At 53.5% G+C, this 16,358-nt stretch carries 12 protein-coding genes; all 12 read right to left on the bottom strand.

Features of this window, described 5'->3' with window-relative positions; translation table 11 throughout:
* Positions 1–211: 211 nt before the first annotated feature.
* The 12 genes from adiA to hemP all read right to left on the bottom strand — a co-directional run bounded on the left by adiA (position 212) and on the right by hemP (position 15,749).
* Complete coding sequence (adiA, locus tag P2W74_RS21095; protein WP_276295244.1) at positions 212–2,479, bottom strand: arginine decarboxylase; 2,268 nt, start codon at positions 2,477–2,479, stop codon at positions 212–214.
* A 298-nt stretch (positions 2,480–2,777) separates the two neighbouring features.
* Entirely contained in the window at positions 2,778–3,410 is a 633-nt protein-coding gene (locus P2W74_RS21090) for a DUF2238 domain-containing protein (protein WP_276295243.1), read from the bottom strand.
* A gap of 110 nt (positions 3,411–3,520) precedes the next feature.
* The gene (fumA, locus tag P2W74_RS21085) at positions 3,521–5,167 is read right to left on the bottom strand and encodes a class I fumarate hydratase FumA (RefSeq protein WP_276293095.1); all 1,647 of its coding nucleotides are present in this window, start codon (positions 5,165–5,167) and stop codon (positions 3,521–3,523) included.
* Positions 5,168–5,262: 95 nt separating this feature from the next.
* Positions 5,263–6,603 (bottom strand): anaerobic C4-dicarboxylate transporter DcuB, encoded by a 1,341-nt coding sequence (gene dcuB, locus P2W74_RS21080; protein ID WP_276293094.1) that lies wholly within the window; start codon positions 6,601–6,603, stop codon positions 5,263–5,265.
* Positions 6,604–7,348: 745 nt separating this feature from the next.
* Entirely contained in the window at positions 7,349–8,068 is a 720-nt protein-coding gene (dcuR, locus tag P2W74_RS21075; protein WP_276293093.1) for a two-component system response regulator DcuR, read from the bottom strand.
* Positions 8,065–9,696: a sensor histidine kinase gene (locus P2W74_RS21070; protein WP_276293092.1), complete on the bottom strand. Its 1,632-nt coding sequence runs from the start codon at positions 9,694–9,696 to the stop codon at positions 8,065–8,067. The genes dcuR and P2W74_RS21070 overlap by 4 nt, the downstream gene beginning before the upstream one ends.
* Before the next feature lie 152 nt (positions 9,697–9,848).
* A complete protein-coding gene (locus P2W74_RS21065; protein ID WP_276293091.1) occupies positions 9,849–10,628 on the bottom strand; it encodes a heme ABC transporter ATP-binding protein in 780 nt (259 codons plus the stop codon).
* A complete protein-coding gene (locus P2W74_RS21060; protein WP_276293090.1) occupies positions 10,621–11,613 on the bottom strand; it encodes a FecCD family ABC transporter permease in 993 nt (330 codons plus the stop codon). The genes P2W74_RS21065 and P2W74_RS21060 overlap by 8 nt, the downstream gene beginning before the upstream one ends.
* Entirely contained in the window at positions 11,613–12,434 is an 822-nt protein-coding gene (locus tag P2W74_RS21055; RefSeq protein ID WP_276293089.1) for a heme/hemin ABC transporter substrate-binding protein, read from the bottom strand. The genes P2W74_RS21060 and P2W74_RS21055 overlap by 1 nt, the downstream gene beginning before the upstream one ends.
* Positions 12,431–13,459: a hematinate-forming heme oxygenase ChuS gene (chuS, locus tag P2W74_RS21050; RefSeq protein WP_276293088.1), complete on the bottom strand. Its 1,029-nt coding sequence runs from the start codon at positions 13,457–13,459 to the stop codon at positions 12,431–12,433. The genes P2W74_RS21055 and chuS overlap by 4 nt, the downstream gene beginning before the upstream one ends.
* A 47-nt stretch (positions 13,460–13,506) precedes the next feature.
* Positions 13,507–15,492, bottom strand: coding sequence for a TonB-dependent hemoglobin/transferrin/lactoferrin family receptor (locus tag P2W74_RS21045; RefSeq protein WP_276293087.1), 1,986 nt, complete (start codon positions 15,490–15,492; stop codon positions 13,507–13,509).
* Positions 15,493–15,566: 74 nt separating this feature from the next.
* Positions 15,567–15,749 (bottom strand): hemin uptake protein HemP, encoded by a 183-nt coding sequence (gene hemP / locus P2W74_RS21040; protein ID WP_276293086.1) that lies wholly within the window; start codon positions 15,747–15,749, stop codon positions 15,567–15,569.
* Positions 15,750–16,358 lie beyond the last annotated feature (609 nt).

Raw genomic sequence — 16,358 nt, 5'->3', positions numbered from 1 at the left:
ATAGCGTGCCTGAATAGAATTACAATACCCAGGGTGATTATTAGTGTGTACATAATTTTTTACGCATTGCGCACGCCGATATTCGCGCAAAAAAAAAGCGCGGGGTGGGCCCGCGCAAAAGGTATGACAGTGTTATTGTTTTGCAGCATTACTCAGGAACCACAGAGACACGTCATCCTCAAACTGTAAACCAGACGGTTGTGTTGTGGCGTTACGCCTTCACGCACATGACGTGATACACACCATCAACGATTTCCGTTCCTTCGGTTTCATGCTCAAAGCCAGGGAAATGATGGTCCCAGGACTGCAGCGAGCGTAAGTAGCTCACCTGCGGGCTGTTTTCATCACCAAAGTTTTCCCCTGACAGCAGCATCGGGATTCCCGGCGGGTAAGGGATGACGGCGTTCGCCGCAATACGACCCGGCAGGTTTTCAATGGCCACCATTTCAACGTTGTTGTTGACGATCGCGTCCCAGGCATCGCGCGGCGTTACCTCGGCTGCGGGCAGGCCGGAGTAAGCGGCATTAAGTCGCGCGCCGGGATTATTTTCACGCAGCCAGCTAAACATGGTGTCACCGAGGTCGTGAATGCCCATGCTCGCGTAAGTGTCAGGATAGTTCTGCACCAGTTCCGGCATCACCTGCGCCAGCGGCGTGTTGGCGTCATAATGATGTTTGAAAGAGCATAGAGTGTTGATAAGTGTGCCCCATTTGCCACGGGTGACCCCCATGGAGAACAGGAACATAATCTGGAAGTCGGTGGTTCGGGTCGGCACAATCCCATGACGGCCAAGCCAGGCCGTCACCAGCGCGGCAGGCACCCCTGTCTCTTCCAGTTCGCCGTCATCGCCCATTCCTGGTGCCAGAATGCTGACTTTTATCGGGTCGAGCATGCTCCAGTTATCCGGCAGATCCTTAAAGCCGTGCCAGGATTCGCCAGGATGCATCACCCAGCAGTCCTGTTCAGTGGCCAACAGTTGTCTCGGGGCATCAGCAAAGTCGTAGGTTTTTCCGGTTGCCGGGTCGGTGACGACCTCTTTGTTCCACGGTTTAAAGAACCACTCCCCGTCTGCGGCGAATTCGTTGTACAACCGCGCCATGGCCTGGCGGAAGTCGATCGCTTCTTCGATCACCTCCTGGGTCAGCGACAGACCACTGTTCCCATCCATCATGGAAACCGCCACATCGTTGGAGGCGCAAATCGCATACAGCGGCGAGGTGGTGGCGTGCATCATGTACGCCTGGTTAAAGCGCGAAAAGTTTATCGCGCCGCGACCTTCACGTACGTGGATGTAAGAGGCCTGCGAGAGCGCATTCAGCAGTTTGTGGGTGGAGTGCGTGGCGAAAACGGTCGGGCCGCTGTGATCGCCCGGTTGACCGCGCATGGCGTAGTGGTCGGCGTAAATCGGGTTAAAACGGGCATAACCGTACCAGGCTTCGTCGAAGTGCAGGCGGTCAGTGGTTTGCGCCAGCAGGTCCTGCGCTTCTTTGGCGTTGTAGCACACACCGTCATAGGTGCAGTTGGTCACCACGCTGTAGGCCGGTTTTTGCCCCACTTTGTCTTTGGTCAGCGGGCTTTCGCTGATTTTTTTCTGCAACGTTTCCGGCTGCATTTCTTGCGGATAGATCGGCCCGATAATGCCGTAACGGTTGCGACTCGGCACCATATAGACCGGTTTTGCGCCGGTCAGGATCAGCCCTTGTTCGATGGATTTGTGGCAGTTACGATCCAGCACTACCACATCCTTGTCGGTCATGCAGGCCTGCATGATGGTGCGGTTAGAACCGGAGGTTCCCACCACCACGGACCAGGAACGATCGGCGCCAAAGACGCGGGCCGCATTTTTCTCACTCTCGCCAAAGGCGCCAGTATGGTCAAGTAAGGAGCCAAGAGTGGTTCGTTCGATCCCCATGTCGCTACGGAACAGATTTTCGCCATAGTAATCATGGTAAAAACGGCCTGCCGGCGTTTTGGTAAAACCGACGCCGCCCTGGTGACCAGGTGCTGCCCAGGAGTATTCATGGATGTCGCTGTAGTTCATTAGCGCGTTGAACAGCGGCGGCAGGAGTTGCTGCCGATAACGGGTCATTGCGGCGATGGCGCGCCCGGCAATAAAGTCTGCGGTATCTTCCAGAATCCAGGCGAATTCATCGACAAGCTCCAGTAGGTCGCGGCCCAGCGATGCGGTCGCTTTTTCCCTGTCGCCTAACAGGAAAACCGGGACATTTTGCTGGCGTTCGTGAAGCTTGCCGATCAATTGCCTGACGTTCTGGTGTTCATCCTGCTGTTCCATTTGGTAGCTGAACATCAGACAGTCAATGGCTTCATTGGCGGACAGGATGGCGTAACCGTCATCGAAAGACGTGGACTTAATGACGGTGACATTTTGCCGACTTAAGACATCCGCCAGGCGTTCGACGGCGCTACCGACCCAGGTGTCCTGGTGCAGAAACTCACTTTCAACAATTAATACTTTCATCATCTGTTACCCGTTGTGGAGGTAATGCAATTTGCGGATTGCAGACACACCGTATGAATGTGACGCGGGCAAGTATTATCCTGAGAAAGCGAGAGTGTAAAGTGAGCGAAAAACACACTATTTTTCTTTTTTTTGTGTTAATAAACAGAGTGTTAAACTGCATTAATAACGTTTTAATTCCGTTGTTTATCGACAGGTGAACTATTTTTTTGGCTGATAGTGATATTGCTCCGGGGCTGTGCGAACGTGTTATCCGGCCTCTGTGTACAGGCCGGATAAGCACGATGTCATTCCGGGATCAGGAGTCCGGCAGCAGTGCGTATCGTCGTAGCTGGCGACAATGAAAACCGGCCAGCAGTATCACCGTGGTTAATGCGCCGAGCAGGGCACAGAACATATCTGACTGGGTATCCCACGGATCGCCCTGAGTGCCGAGGAAATCATCGGCCCCCTGGCCCATCGCCAGTGCCGCCCACCATTCGATAAATTCATAGGTCGCGCTGATGGCCAGCGCTACGCAGCACACCAGAAAGGCCAGCATCTTACTCCCCCGTACAATTTGCCCGCGCAGCAAAATCTCGCGCGCCGTCAGGGCAGGGACTAACCCCTGGAAGAAATGGCCCAATTTGTCGTACGGATTACGGTGGAGTCCCAGCCATTCCTGAACGTCGAACCCAATCGGGACTTTGGCATAGGTGTACATGCCGCCAACCATCAGAATGATGGCGTGTAAGAAAATGAGCGTATAGAGCAGGGGCGTCAGCGGGTAGCGTTTCGCCGTTGCCAGCAGCAGCGGGACGACAATAATCACCGGCGTGACTTCCATCAACCAGGTGAGTTTCTCCCCGGCAGAGAGGCCGGTGTAGAGGAGAATCAGCCCTAAAATGAGAGCGCCAGCTTGTAACATCAAGGGATTAAGCGTGCGGGTCATGATGATTTTGCGACTCAAAGGAAAAGGTCACTATTCACCGCCGCGGGGAAAAATTCAACGCCTGTATTTCACAGGAAAAAACGGCCCGATGGGACACCGGGCCGTAACGGTTATTTCGCGCAGTTAGCGCACTGCTTGCTGACGATCTGCTGGAAGAAGTCGTTACCTTTGTCATCCACGAGGATGAAGGCCGGGAAATCTTCTACTTCGATTTTCCAGATCGCTTCCATACCCAGTTCCGGATATTCCACGCATTCCAGGTGCTTGATGCTCTGCTGAGCCAGTACTGCAGCCGGGCCACCAATACTGCCCAGATAGAAGCCGCCGTGTTTGTGGCAGGCGTCGGTCACCTGCTGGCTACGGTTGCCCTTCGCCAACATGATCATGCTGCCGCCGTGAGATTGCAGCAGATCGACGTAGGAGTCCATACGGCCAGCGGTGGTTGGGCCCAGGGAACCCGACGGGTAGCCAGCCGGTGTTTTGGCCGGGCCTGCGTAGTAGATCGGGTGATCTTTAATGTACTGCGGCAGACCTTCTCCTGAGTCAATACGCTCTTTCAGCTTCGCGTGGGCAATGTCGCGCCCCACGATGATGGTGCCCGTCAGTGAAAGGCGGGTGGAGACCGGATACTGTGATAGCTGGGCGAGGATCTCTTTCATCGGGCGGTTGAGGTCAACGCTAACCACTTCACCTTCACCCGCCTGACGCAGGGATTCTGGAATGTACTGGCCCGGATTTTGTTCCAGTTTTTCGATCCAGATACCGTCGCGGTTGATTTTGGCTTTAATGTTGCGGTCAGCCGAACAGGAGACGCCCATCCCCACCGGGCAGGATGCGCCATGACGCGGCAGACGGATCACGCGGATATCGTGAGCGAAATATTTACCGCCAAACTGGGCGCCGAGGCCAAGTTTTTGCGCCTCTTCCAGCAGTTCCTGCTCCAGTTGAATGTCGCGGAACGCCTGGCCGTGTGCGTTGCCTTCAGTCGGCAGTTCGTCGTAGTAGTGCGTGCTGGCGAGTTTCACCGTTTTCAGCGTGCTTTCCGCGGAGGTACCGCCAATCACAAACGCGATATGGTATGGCGGGCAGGCCGCAGTTCCCAGCGTCCGCATTTTATCGACGAGGTAGTTTTTCAGTTTGCCCGGGGTCAGCAGGGCTTTGGTTTCTTGATACAGGTACGTTTTGTTCGCGGAACCGCCACCTTTGGCGATGCAGAGAAATTTGTATTCATCGCCGTCAACGGCGTAGAGGTCGATTTGCGCGGGCAGGTTGCTGCCAGTGTTAACCTCTTTGTACATATCTAACGCGGCGTTTTGTGAATAGCGCAGGTTGTCTTCGATATAGGTGTTATACACGCCTTTTGACAGCGCGGCTTCGTCACCGCCGCCGGTCCAGACGCGCTGGCCTTTTTTACCCATGATGATCGCGGTGCCGGTATCCTGGCAGGTTGGCAACACGCCTTTTGCCGCGATTTCAGAGTTTCGTAAGAATTGCAGCGCGACGTATTTATCGTTTTCGCTGGCTTCGGGGTCATGAAGAATGGAGGCGACTTGCTGCTGGTGTGCTGGGCGGAGCATAAAGGAGGCGTCGTGGAAGGCTTGCTGGGCCAGAAGCGTAAGGGCTTGTGGCTCGACCTTCAGAATCGACTCTCCTTCGAAGTCGCTAACGCTAACGTGCTCGGAGGTCAGCAGATAGTATTCTGTTTTGTCTTCCCCCATAGGGAAAGGCGCCTGGTAAGTGAATTCAATTTTTGACATTTGCTTCCAGCCTGTTCGTTTTTATCAGGAATGTAACATTCACCGTTTATTTCGAGGTGCGTGCCGCGCTTAACGGTGCGGCACGCGAAGTGTGGTTACAGGAACCCGTACATGGCAGCGAAGACCCAGCCAAATACGCAGGAGACGCTCACGCCGATCAAACCAGGCATAATGAAGCTGTGGTTAATCACGAAGCGACCAATGTGGGTGGTGCCGGAACGGTCAAACTGAATTGCCGCCAGATCGCTCGGGTAGGTCGGCAGAATGTAATAGCCGTAGCACGCCGGAGCAGAAGCCACGATATACGCCGGATCGACGCCGATAGCCAGTGCCACCGGAACGATAGCCGCCAGCGCCGCCGCCTGCGAGTTTACAAACTTGGAAACCAGCAGCAGAACAATCGCATAGGCCCATGGGTACTCTTTCACCATCTCACCCAGTACGCCCTGGATTTCACCCATATGCGCACCGAACATGGTTTCCGCCATCCAGGCAATACCGTACACCGCCACAATGGCGATCATACCTGAACGGAATACTTCATTTTTTGAGATAGAAGCAGGATTGGTCTTGGTCAGGATAATAATGAGCGCGCCGGTCAGCAGCATAAACATCTGAATGACCAGAACCATGGACAGTGGTTTACCGCCAAAGGACGGACGCAATTCGGAGAAGGCGCCCAACACAGCAACGATTGCGATAGAGGCCAGGAAGATCCACATCGCCAGCCAGTTGCTCTTCGGCAATTTTTTGTCTAACAGCGTTGCGGTATCGCCGTACACGTAATGGTGGTTTTCCGGAACGGAAATAAACTTCTGAAACTCTTCGTCTTTATCCAGATCTTTACCACGGAACCAGCTAAAGATACCGATAGCCAGTATACCCAACAGCGTTGAAGGGATAGTGATAGAGAGCAGGTCAAGGAATTCCAGATGCTTGCCTTCGAAGGTGACATTACCCAGCATCGCTACCAGTGATACCACCGCAACGGAAACCGGGCTAGCGATGATCCCCATCTGCGCACCGATGGAACTCGCTGCCATCGGACGTTCCGGGCGAATATTGTTCTTAATCGCAACGTCGTAGATGATTGGCAGAATGGTGTATACCACGTGGCCCGTACCGCAGAGAATAGTCAGCGTACAGGTTACAAATGGCGCCAGGATGGAGACATATTTCGGGTTGCGGCGCAGTAACTTCTCCGCAATCTGCAACATGACGTCCAGACCGCCGGAAGCCTGCAAGGTCGCCGATGCTGCCACCACCGCGATGATAACCAGCATAACGTCGACCGGGGGTTTACCCGGCTGAAGATGGAAAACAAAAACCAGAATGACAAGACCGATACCGCCTAACAAACCCAGCGCGATACCGCCTTTTCTGGCGCCATAAAACAGACACACTAATATAATGAGAAGTTGTATACTAAATAACATTTATTTACCCTCGCGAAAAACCCAGTCAATTTTGTTAAATGGCTCACTGACAATTTTTGATTTCCTGTACACATATCAAAAATTGGCAAATATTCGTTATCTCGGCATTTGCGATTAATGCAATGCCAGATTCTTTAGGAAATTATTAAAAATGTTTAAGTTATTATAGTTCTTTTCAGAGATGAGCACTCTCTGGCGATGGGGCGCAGGGCTTTTAATGATGAGCAGTGGCTGGTGTTGTTGTTTTTGTATGTTATTCCAGTTATTCAATAACATATCATCAGCGCTACCTCTTCGGCTATTACGTAAATCACAGCTAAAAGAGAAAGAGATTTTATTTATGTGATCGCAGTCACGCCGGGGTATTGAATTATAATCCGGGAATGTAGAATCAGTCGTCTGCTCACGAAAAGATACGGTATTCATAAGATGTAGCATGTTCTCCATTGCTACTTATTTTAAATTACCTGAAGTATTTAGCTAATTCAGGCAAATCCTTTTTTAATAAAAATACACACTCTGTAAGCCAGATAATACTTAAATAACTTTTGTTAGCGCTTATGAAATTAAAAACAACGCGGCGTAAATCAATTATAAGATACTGAATTAAATGCCGTATTACGGCCCAGTTTGATCTGGCACAAGCTTTGTATTGCGGTAATTAAATCTGAGACCTGGTAATTTTTCATTATTGTAATAATTTTTACGATTATATAACGAATAACTCCAGGTCTGCATTTTCTTTTTACTGGCAATATTGCTTAAGTAACGAGTAATGCTCAGCCTGAATACGATAACGGTAAACCGGTCTGCCGGTGACGCCATAATGAATACTGGTAAACAATATATGGCAGTTCACCAGCCAAATAAGGTACTTTCGGCAGGAAACGCGAGATATATTAACCTCGTTTGCCAATTCATCAGTGGAAAATTCCATTTCCTGGTGAGCGTCTATCCACTGGCACAGCGTGCGCAGCGTTTGCGGCGTCAGACCCTTTGGCAGACGTCGGTTATCCTGCTCGCTGGAGGCGCTGCCGTGAATGAGTTGGTCGAGTTCTGACTGTTCATAGTACTGACGTTTTTCCATCGCGGATTTTCGTTGCCGCCAGCCCGTCAGCGCCTCTTCGAAGCGGGACGCCTGAAAAGGTTTGATCAGATAATCAACCACACCGTAATGGAGGGAGTCTTTGATGGTGGTGGCATCGGCTGCTGAAGATATAACAATGACATCGCATTTGTAGCCCGCGCTGTGCAGGATCGGCAACAGATCCAACCCATTTTCCTTTTGCATATAAATATCAAGCAAAATCAGGTCAATAGGTTCTTCACCATCGAAGATGATCTCTTTTGCTTTCTCCAGCGTAGAGGCGGTTCCGCAACAATGAAAGCCAGGGATTTGCGCAACATAGCGACGGTTTAGCTCCGCTACCATTGCGTCGTCATCGACAATTAAGACATTGATCATACGCGGTTCCTCTCCCCATCCCAGGGTAACTGTACATAAAATTGTGTAAAGATCCCAGGTTCCGACTCGACGGAAATGTGACCGCCAATACTTTCAACCTGTTGTTTTACTAAAGATAAACCGACACCACGTTCGGTTCCCTTTGACGAGACGCCTTTCTCAAAAATGTGTGCTATTCGCTCGGGTTCGATGCCCGGGCCATCATCATTCACTTCGCAGTGTAGAAAACCATGCCGATAATGTAAGGATACGCTGATTTCGCCGCCGGGCGTTTGATCGAACGCCTCCAACGCGTTATCAATCAAATTACCCAAAACGGTAATCAACACAGTGACTTGATCTTCATTGCTGCACTCCGGCAACTGGCTCTCATTACTGATCACCAGACTGTGCCCTAAATCGGATGTGCGATTCATCTTACTGAGTAAAAAACCTGCGATGATGGGGGATTTTATTTTTCCCAGCAGTGAGCCGATCTCTTCCTGATAGTTATTCGCGGTCTTCAGAATATAATCTTCCAGCTGCTTATAACTCTTCAGATGCAATAATCCCAGAATCACATGCAATTTGTTCATAAATTCGTGGGATCGTTCACGGAGTGCATCCGCGTAGTTGACCATACCGTCCAGTCGTTGCATGAGCTGGCGAACCTCAGTTTTATCCCTGAAGGTTGAGATTGCGCCGATGATTTTCCCATTGCTACGCACCGGGACGGTGTTGATTAACAGCAACCGGTCTTTGATGTTTATCTCTTCGTCGCGGCGTGGTTTGCCGTCGCGAAGCACTTCGCTGAGATCCACAACCTGCGACCAGGCATGGCTGAGGGTGGAGAGCTGCGCATCATCCTGGGATTTTCGCCAGGCGAGCAGTTCCTGCGCCGCCTGGTTTATCAGCGTCACTTCGCCGCTGCTGTTGACCGCGATCACCCCCTCTTTCATGGATTGCAGCATGGCCTGACGCTGTTCAAAAAGCGTGGAGATTTCGTAGGGTTCCAGGCCAAACAGAATGCGTTTTAGCACCCTGACCAGCACGTAAGCGCCTAACAGACCGACCAGTGCGCCAAATAAAACAGACCAGATAATGCTCCCGCGGCTGTTGTTGATTTGTTCGGTGACCCGGCTGAGTTCGAGGCCAATAGCGACGACGCCGATTTGTTGATGGTTTTCGTCATAGATGGGGGTGAATACCCGCAGCGCTTTCGCCAGAAAGCCGCGATTGATGGCAACGTTTTCTTTTCCCTGCAAGGCCAAAAGGATGTCGTCGCCTTTAAACGGTTTGCCGATGCGTTGCGCTTCGGGGTGCGAGTAGCGGATGCTCTGCATATTGGTGATCACGACAAACAACAAATCGTTGCGCTTACTGACGGCTTCGGCAATCGTCTGAAGACCGCTTTCTTCGGGTTTTTTCTCGAGGCCGTGGCGAACTTCCGGGGAGTCCGCCAACGTCCGCGCCACCGCCAGCGCTTTATTCGCCAGCGCGTCGCGGGTCATCTGACTGATTTGTGAGAAGTAAATCAGATGGACAACCAACAGCACGGAGAACAGAACGGCGCTGACCATCAGTATCACCGTCGTACCGAGTTTCATTGGCCGTTTACGCACAGCGAGGCGTTGCAGGGAATGTCTCATCGCAGTCCTGATTTCACGAATCGTAAGGGTATTATCCCTGATGGGCTGCGTAATTCAAAGGCGCCAGGAATTTTCTGGCACCGGTGCAACATAATTAACGGCCTGTAAAATCTCGTGATTTGTTAACCGTCCCCCTTAATACGGTGGATACATTAAGGGGTCAGGAAGACGTGGGGCGTTGGGGCGCAGGGATGCGGACCAACCTGAACGTCGGCGCCGTACCAGCGGGATAACGTTTCGCGTTGCAGAACATCGATGGGCGTACCTTCAGAAACGATCCGGCCTTCATGCAGCAATAGAATGCGATCCGCCCACAGTGCCGCCAGATTGAGATCGTGCAGCACCACACAAACGTGAAGATGTCCCTGCCGGGTGAGCGATTTAAGCAGTCGGAGCAAATGCTGCTGATGAAACAGATCCAGCGCAGAGGTCGGTTCATCAAGAAACAGCCAACCGCGTGGTGAGCCATCGCGCCACAGTTGCGCCAGCGCGCGCGCTAACTGCACGCGCTGTTGTTCACCGCCGGACAGCGCGGCATAGCGTCTTCCCGCCAGCGACAGGCATTCGGTCAACTGCATCACCTGATGAATCACTGACGGTTCGGGCTGTGGCGTCCAGGGCATTCGCCCCATCCCAATCACGGTTTCGACTGGCCAGTCGAAACCCACCTGCGTTTGCTGGAGCATTACGGCGCGGTAGCGCGCAAGGGTTTGCGCTGACCATTGCGCCAGCGGTTTGTCCGCTAACAGACAGCGACCGCGCGCGGGGGGGATATAGCCGGTGAGCAGCCGCAGCAACGTTGATTTTCCCGCACCGTTCGGGCCAATAAGCGCCAGCAATTCCCCCTGCGCAAGGGTAACAGAAACGTCACGAATCACGAGTCTGTTGGCGACAGCGTAGCTTATCCCTTCAGCTGTAAGGCGTTCAGTCATGCTGTCCTCCCCGGCGAAAAATAAGCCACAGGAACCAGGGGGCGCCCAACATGCTGGTCAGGAGTCCGACCGGCATTTCTGCCGGGGCAACCAGCGTGCGGGCGAGCGTATCGGCAACGAGTAACAAGAACGCACCGGCCAGCACAGATCCTGGGATCACCGCCCGGTGGTCCGCGCTTAACCACATGCGAATCACATGCGGAACGACCAGACCGATAAACCCAATGACCCCGCTGATGGCGACCGCCGCTGCGACCAGCAACGCGCTGCAAACCAGTAAAATACGCTGAACAGTGCGGACATCGACCCCCAGATAATGGGCCTCTTCTTCACCCAGTTGCAGGAGATTAAGCGTGGCCGCAAGGCGCCAGATGATCACTACCGTGGGGAGCATCAGAGAGGTCACCGCCAGCAGCGTTGACCACTGCGCCTGACCGAGACTCCCCATTCCCCACAGCGAAAGCTGGCGGAGTTGCGCATCGTTACTGAGCCACGACAGAACGCCTACCGCCGCGCCGCACAAGGCGTTGATGGCGATGCCGACGAGCAGGAGCCGCGAAAGCGAGCCATGATGCTGTCGGCTGAGCAGAAAAATAACGATCGTCGCCACTAATGCCCCAACGAACGCCGCCAGCATCGGGGCGTAAAGCATCAGCAGCGGAGACAAGGTGAACGGCAGCACCACCCACAGCGCAACGGCGAGAGCCGCGCCGCTGCTGATCCCAAGCAGGCCGGGGTCGGCAAGAGGATTGCGGAAAAGCCCCTGCATGACGCAGCCTGCCAGCGCCAGCGAACCGCCGATAACCAGCGCGAGCAGCACTCTGGGCAAACGGATGGTCAACCAAATCTGGCGTAAGGCATCATCACCTTCACGCCAGAGCAGGTTCACCGGCAGGCGCAGAGCGCCAAAGCCGCTCGCCAGAACCGTCGCCAGCGCCAGTATCAGCGCCAGCGTATACAGGGAGAACGTGATATGCCGTGGCATCAGGGCAACGACTCCGCTTTACTGCGTAGCTGCTGGATAGCCTGCGGAGTGCGCACGCTAAAGCCGAGCAGCGCCATATCATCGACCGCCAGCACCTGCTTATGGCGACCCGCAGGCGTTTGCGCCAGTCCGGGCAGTTTCCACAGGTTTTCTTCACCGCCCAGAGCCGCCAGACCTTGCAGGGGGATTACCACAAGGTCAGGCTGGCTGGCGATGACCCCTTCCTGAGAAAGCGGCTGGTAGCGAGAGAATCCCTGCATGGCGTTTTGTAATCCCGCCGCGCGAATGGCGGCGTCAGCCCCCGTTTGCTGTCCGGCCGCCATCGCACTCATCCCGCCGTGATTCAGAATAAACAGCACGCGTTTATTGAGCGGCGCGGTTGGCAGGGCGGTGATTTCCTGATGTAACGTTTTTCGCAGGACCTCGCCTTGCGCAACCCGGTGGGTGGCCTTCGCGATGATCTGGACTTTCTCATCAATGACGCTGAGATCGTTGCGATCCGGAAGGGTAATCACCCTTACTTTGCTTTGCTCAAGCTGTTTGAGAACCAGCGAAGGCTGCGCCTGGCTGTTGGCCAGCACAAGCGTGGGGCGCATGGCGAGCAGCCCCTCGGCATTAAGCTGGCGCAGATAGCCCACATCCGGCAGGGCAGTGGCCTCCTGAGGCCACTGGCTGGTGCTGTCGCGTGCGACAAGCGAGGACTGCGCCCCGAGCGCATAGACGATCTCGGTCACATCCCCTCCGAGGGCGACGATCTTATCTGCCGAGGCAGCAAACGCGCTCAGCGGCAGTGCGACAATCAGGGCGAGCCATTTTTTCATGCCGCCAGTCCTTTTGGCGCAAGGGCATCGATCTGCTTGCGCCATTGCGATTGCTCCGGCTCGCCTTCACTCCGTTGACCGTAGAGTTGGGCAATTTGCGTGCCGTCGTGCGCAAAGAGTTCGAGGCTGGTGACGTGGCCGTCAGCGGTAGGTTTTCGCGTTACCCAGGTCTCGGCAATCTTCTCTTCCAGCAGATGCAGCGTAAAGGTCGGATTAAAAATGTTCAGCCAACCCTTCATCGGCACCACTTTTTCGATGACGCCAGTGAAGATTTGCACGCATCCTTTGTTGCCGACGAAGACCATGATTTCGTTGCCGTCCTGGCGGGCAGCGTTGAGGATCCCTGCCAGCGCGCTGTTCGGCACCTTACAGGCCAGATCGTCAGCAACCTGTTCGAACGCCTGCTGACGGGTCAGGTTATGGCGTTTTAGCAGGGTGAAGAACTGGTGAACGTCGGTCATCGCACGCCACTCTTTTTCAATGGTGCTTGCATCTGCCTGTGGGGCACTGGCGGGGGCGTCGGCCACTTTCAGCGCCAGTGGTGGATTCTCTTCGGTGACAAAGCGATGCAGAACGTCATTCCAGGCCGGGATTTCCGTGTTGTCGGTCGCGTACACTTTCAGTACAGCATCCCCATGATAATCAAAGAATTGAATGCTTTGACGCTCACCGCGGGCGCTCGTTTCCTTGACATGGAACACCCAGGCCCATTGATTCAGAAACAGGCGCAGATCGAGCGCACGCGGGTTAAGCACCAGTCCGGCGTGGCCGCTCAGATGCTGGTTGGTGAAAGCGCCGACCTGTTCATGCACTGCGTACTCGTTGCGGCAAATGCATTTTGTTTCGCCAACGGCTTCAAGTGCAGCGAGGAGTTCGCGGATGTCACCGTGCAGTCTCCAGGCATCATGGCCGACACGGGCAAAGGTCAGTTCGGCTTCGCTGATATTCATCAGACCCGCGATATCACGCGCATACTTCCCCGGGTTCTGTTCTTTTAGCTCAAGCCAGCGAGTGTAGTGATTCATTGTCTCTTCCTTCCAGATAATAGCCCCGGCGAACCGGGGTGCGATGATTACCATTGATAGCTCACGAAAATCTTGCCGTTACGACCGTCCTGCGGGATACCCTGCGGCGACCAGTACTCTTTATCGAAGGCGTTGCCCAGCACCAGCGTGGTGGTCATGCCTTTCAGCGCTTGTTGTCCCTGGTAACTGACGTAAAAATCGTTCACGGCATAACCCGGCTGTTTACTGTATTCGTTGCTGATGTGCGTTGAGCGATCGGCAAAGGTGCCGACCCAGCCGACGGAGAAACCGCTTTGCGCCACCGGTACGTTGAGCTTGCTGGTGACGGTGTCCGGGTTAATGCTGGAGATATATTCGCCGGTGTCCGTATCTTTGCCACGCGTGCGGTTGTACGCGACATCGAGGCTGAACAGGTCGGTCGCGTATTTTGTCATCACATCCCAGCCCCAGATTTTGGCGTTCGGGACGTTGTAAGACATGGTGGTAGCTGCGGCGAAGTCGACGGACGTGGAGATATAATCCTTCGCGTTGGTATCAAAGTAGCTGGCCTTAAACTCCAGAGCGTCGTTGGACAGCATCAGGTCGTTAAAGCGCAGCCCAAAACCATATTCCTGCGTTTCGTTCGTTTCCGGGCGCAGATTCGGATTCGGTATCCAGTAGTTAGTGTAGAAGTTGCCGATAGAGAAGTGTTTTGAGTCGTTATACATTTCGCCCATTGTCGGCGCGCGGAATGCCTGAGCGTAAGAACCAAACAGCATCAGCCAGTCGGTGGGGCTGACGGTCATCCCGGCGCGCGATGACCATTTGTCTGCATCGACATCATCATAACCGTCGCTGCTGCCACGGTAGTTGTCATAACGCGTACCGCCTAACAGCGTAACAGGCAGGTCGCGCAGGGTGATTTCATCCTGTAACCAGCCTGAGCTGAAGTCGATTTTCGCTTCCGGGAATCCAGTCGTGGCACCGCCGGGATGTTGCTCCTGGCGGTAATATTCTCCGCCATACGTCAGCAGATGAGAGGCAAAAGAGTCGCTGAAAAGACGGCTGCGGTTTTCAACTTTGCCACCTTTGGTCGTCTGTTTGCGGAATTCACCCGTGCTGTCGATATTCTGCGTGTTAATGCGGGCTTCAGACCAGTACGCGCTGACATCGGCGTTCAGCCAGTCATTGCCTTGTGGGGCGAGTTTATAAGACATCTGCATATCACGCTGGATCGTCGAACGGTCCACCATCGGATTACTGCCGCTTGAGGCTTCAATGGTCTGCGGATTTTTCGGTTCCTGCGCAGCATTATTGTAATAGCGCAGTGAGCCGCTTAGCGACTGCGCATCGTTAATCTGCCAGGCGCCTTTTGCCAGCATATTATTGATGGACTCATCGTTGGGCGCGGTAGAGCCATCACCCTGACGCAAATCGCCGCGATCGCGGCTGGACCATGCCACCAGACCGTCCAGATTATCGGTGCGGCCAAAGGCGCTGGCGCCCATTCCCAGACTGTGATCGCCGGTGCCGCCGGTACCAAAGACGCGGAATCCGCTGTTTTGCCCGTCCTGGAGTAGATCGCTGGCATCGGCCGTCTCATAGGCGATCACACCACCCAGCGCGCCGCTACCGTACAGCAGCGCTGAAGGCCCGCGTACGACTTCAATACGTTTAATCAAGGCAGGGTCGAGGAACGTGCTGTTGAGGTGCCCGGTGTCGGTTCCCTGACGCACACCGTCAACCAGAATCAACACACCACGGCGGTCATAGCCACGCAGGTTAACATCCTGGCCATTCGTGCGCCCCGTTCCGTTCAGGGTGATGCCGGGAACACTGCGCAGCAGGTCAGCGGCAGAGCTGGCGGTCTGGTTTTCGGGATCGGACGTGTCAATAACGCTGACCATCATTGGTGCCTCGAAAGCGCTGCGGGCGTTACCGGTCGCGGTGACGGTCATATCGTCTGTGGTTGCGTAAGCCGCCCCAGGCAAGGCGCTGGCGATAACGATCGCCAGTAGCGATGGGCGCAAAGAGGCAGATTGCAGGCGTAACATAACAACTCTCCATGAGGACATTGAAAAGTGCTGGCTGCCTGGGATGACCTGGGTGGCTGGCGAAATAGAATGTTTTATTTAGTCAGGATCAGTTTTCCGGATTGCGTCTGGCGCAGCAGGTAATGTTGACCTTTATGTTCAATCAGCACCCATCCCTCTTCGCCAAGCAGCGTCTTGCTGTCTATCTGGCGTTTAGCTCGAGAAGGAGAGAGCGGCGTAGTGTCTTTAATGTCTTGTGCTGCCGTAGTGTTAAGCATACCAGGCACGTCCGTTATGAAAATGATAACAAGAATGATTATCATAAAGATCAAGTTTTGCATCAAGAGTTATTTCGCAAAAATGTGTCTGGATCAATTTTGCCTGAGGAGCGTCGGACCCCCTGAGGTGGAGCCGGTGTGGGGGAAGGTGCCGTGTTGTCAAAAGCTCCCTCTTCATAGGGATATGACATTTTCCTCGCGCCTGAATTGCTGCAGGCCTTCTGTTCCTGGTCCAGGGAACTGGCGTTTAGTGATGACGTTTTGGGTGATATGACAATTTTGGAATAATAGTATTCACTGTTTCGCATCTTTTAATTGTTTATCTTTTTTGTGGTTTTGGTACTCTTTTAAACATTCATCAGGATGGCCCCTGAGTTGAATCTGTATTAATTTTCTAAGTCAGTATTTAATAACGCGCTAACTGTTTTGATTTGCAAAATAGTTTAGTTAACCTGGCGTATTGGAGTTATTCCTTAATATTGGTGCCGACTCCGCAATAAATCGCCACGTTACTTAACTATATCTGGATGTATATGGTTTTGTTTTATAACTTCATAGCGTTAATGATTGTTTGTTCAATCATTTAAAATACTTATATTTTATGTTGTT

The sequence above is a fragment of the Citrobacter enshiensis genome (assembly GCF_029338175.1).
GTDB lineage: Bacteria > Pseudomonadota > Gammaproteobacteria > Enterobacterales > Enterobacteriaceae > Citrobacter_D > Citrobacter_D enshiensis.
This window is presented reverse-complemented; position numbering and strand designations above follow the sequence as displayed.

Bases quoted from the DNA above. Each gene is read 5' to 3' on its own strand.
- adiA (WP_276295244.1), bottom strand. From the start codon at position 2,479: ATGAAAGTATTAATTGTTGAAAGTGAGTTTCTGCACCAGGACACCTGG.
- P2W74_RS21090 (WP_276295243.1), bottom strand. From the start codon at position 3,410: ATGACCCGCACGCTTAATCCCTTGATGTTACAAGCTGGCGCTCTCATT.
- fumA (WP_276293095.1), bottom strand. From the start codon at position 5,167: ATGTCAAAAATTGAATTCACTTACCAGGCGCCTTTCCCTATGGGGGAA.
- dcuB (WP_276293094.1), bottom strand. From the start codon at position 6,603: ATGTTATTTAGTATACAACTTCTCATTATATTAGTGTGTCTGTTTTAT.
- dcuR (WP_276293093.1), bottom strand. From the start codon at position 8,068: ATGATCAATGTCTTAATTGTCGATGACGACGCAATGGTAGCGGAGCTA.
- P2W74_RS21070 (WP_276293092.1), bottom strand. From the start codon at position 9,696: ATGAGACATTCCCTGCAACGCCTCGCTGTGCGTAAACGGCCAATGAAA.
- P2W74_RS21065 (WP_276293091.1), bottom strand. From the start codon at position 10,628: ATGACTGAACGCCTTACAGCTGAAGGGATAAGCTACGCTGTCGCCAAC.
- P2W74_RS21060 (WP_276293090.1), bottom strand. From the start codon at position 11,613: ATGCCACGGCATATCACGTTCTCCCTGTATACGCTGGCGCTGATACTG.
- P2W74_RS21055 (WP_276293089.1), bottom strand. From the start codon at position 12,434: ATGAAAAAATGGCTCGCCCTGATTGTCGCACTGCCGCTGAGCGCGTTT.
- chuS (WP_276293088.1), bottom strand. From the start codon at position 13,459: ATGAATCACTACACTCGCTGGCTTGAGCTAAAAGAACAGAACCCGGGG.
- P2W74_RS21045 (WP_276293087.1), bottom strand. From the start codon at position 15,492: ATGTTACGCCTGCAATCTGCCTCTTTGCGCCCATCGCTACTGGCGATC.
- hemP (WP_276293086.1), bottom strand. From the start codon at position 15,749: ATGCTTAACACTACGGCAGCACAAGACATTAAAGACACTACGCCGCTC.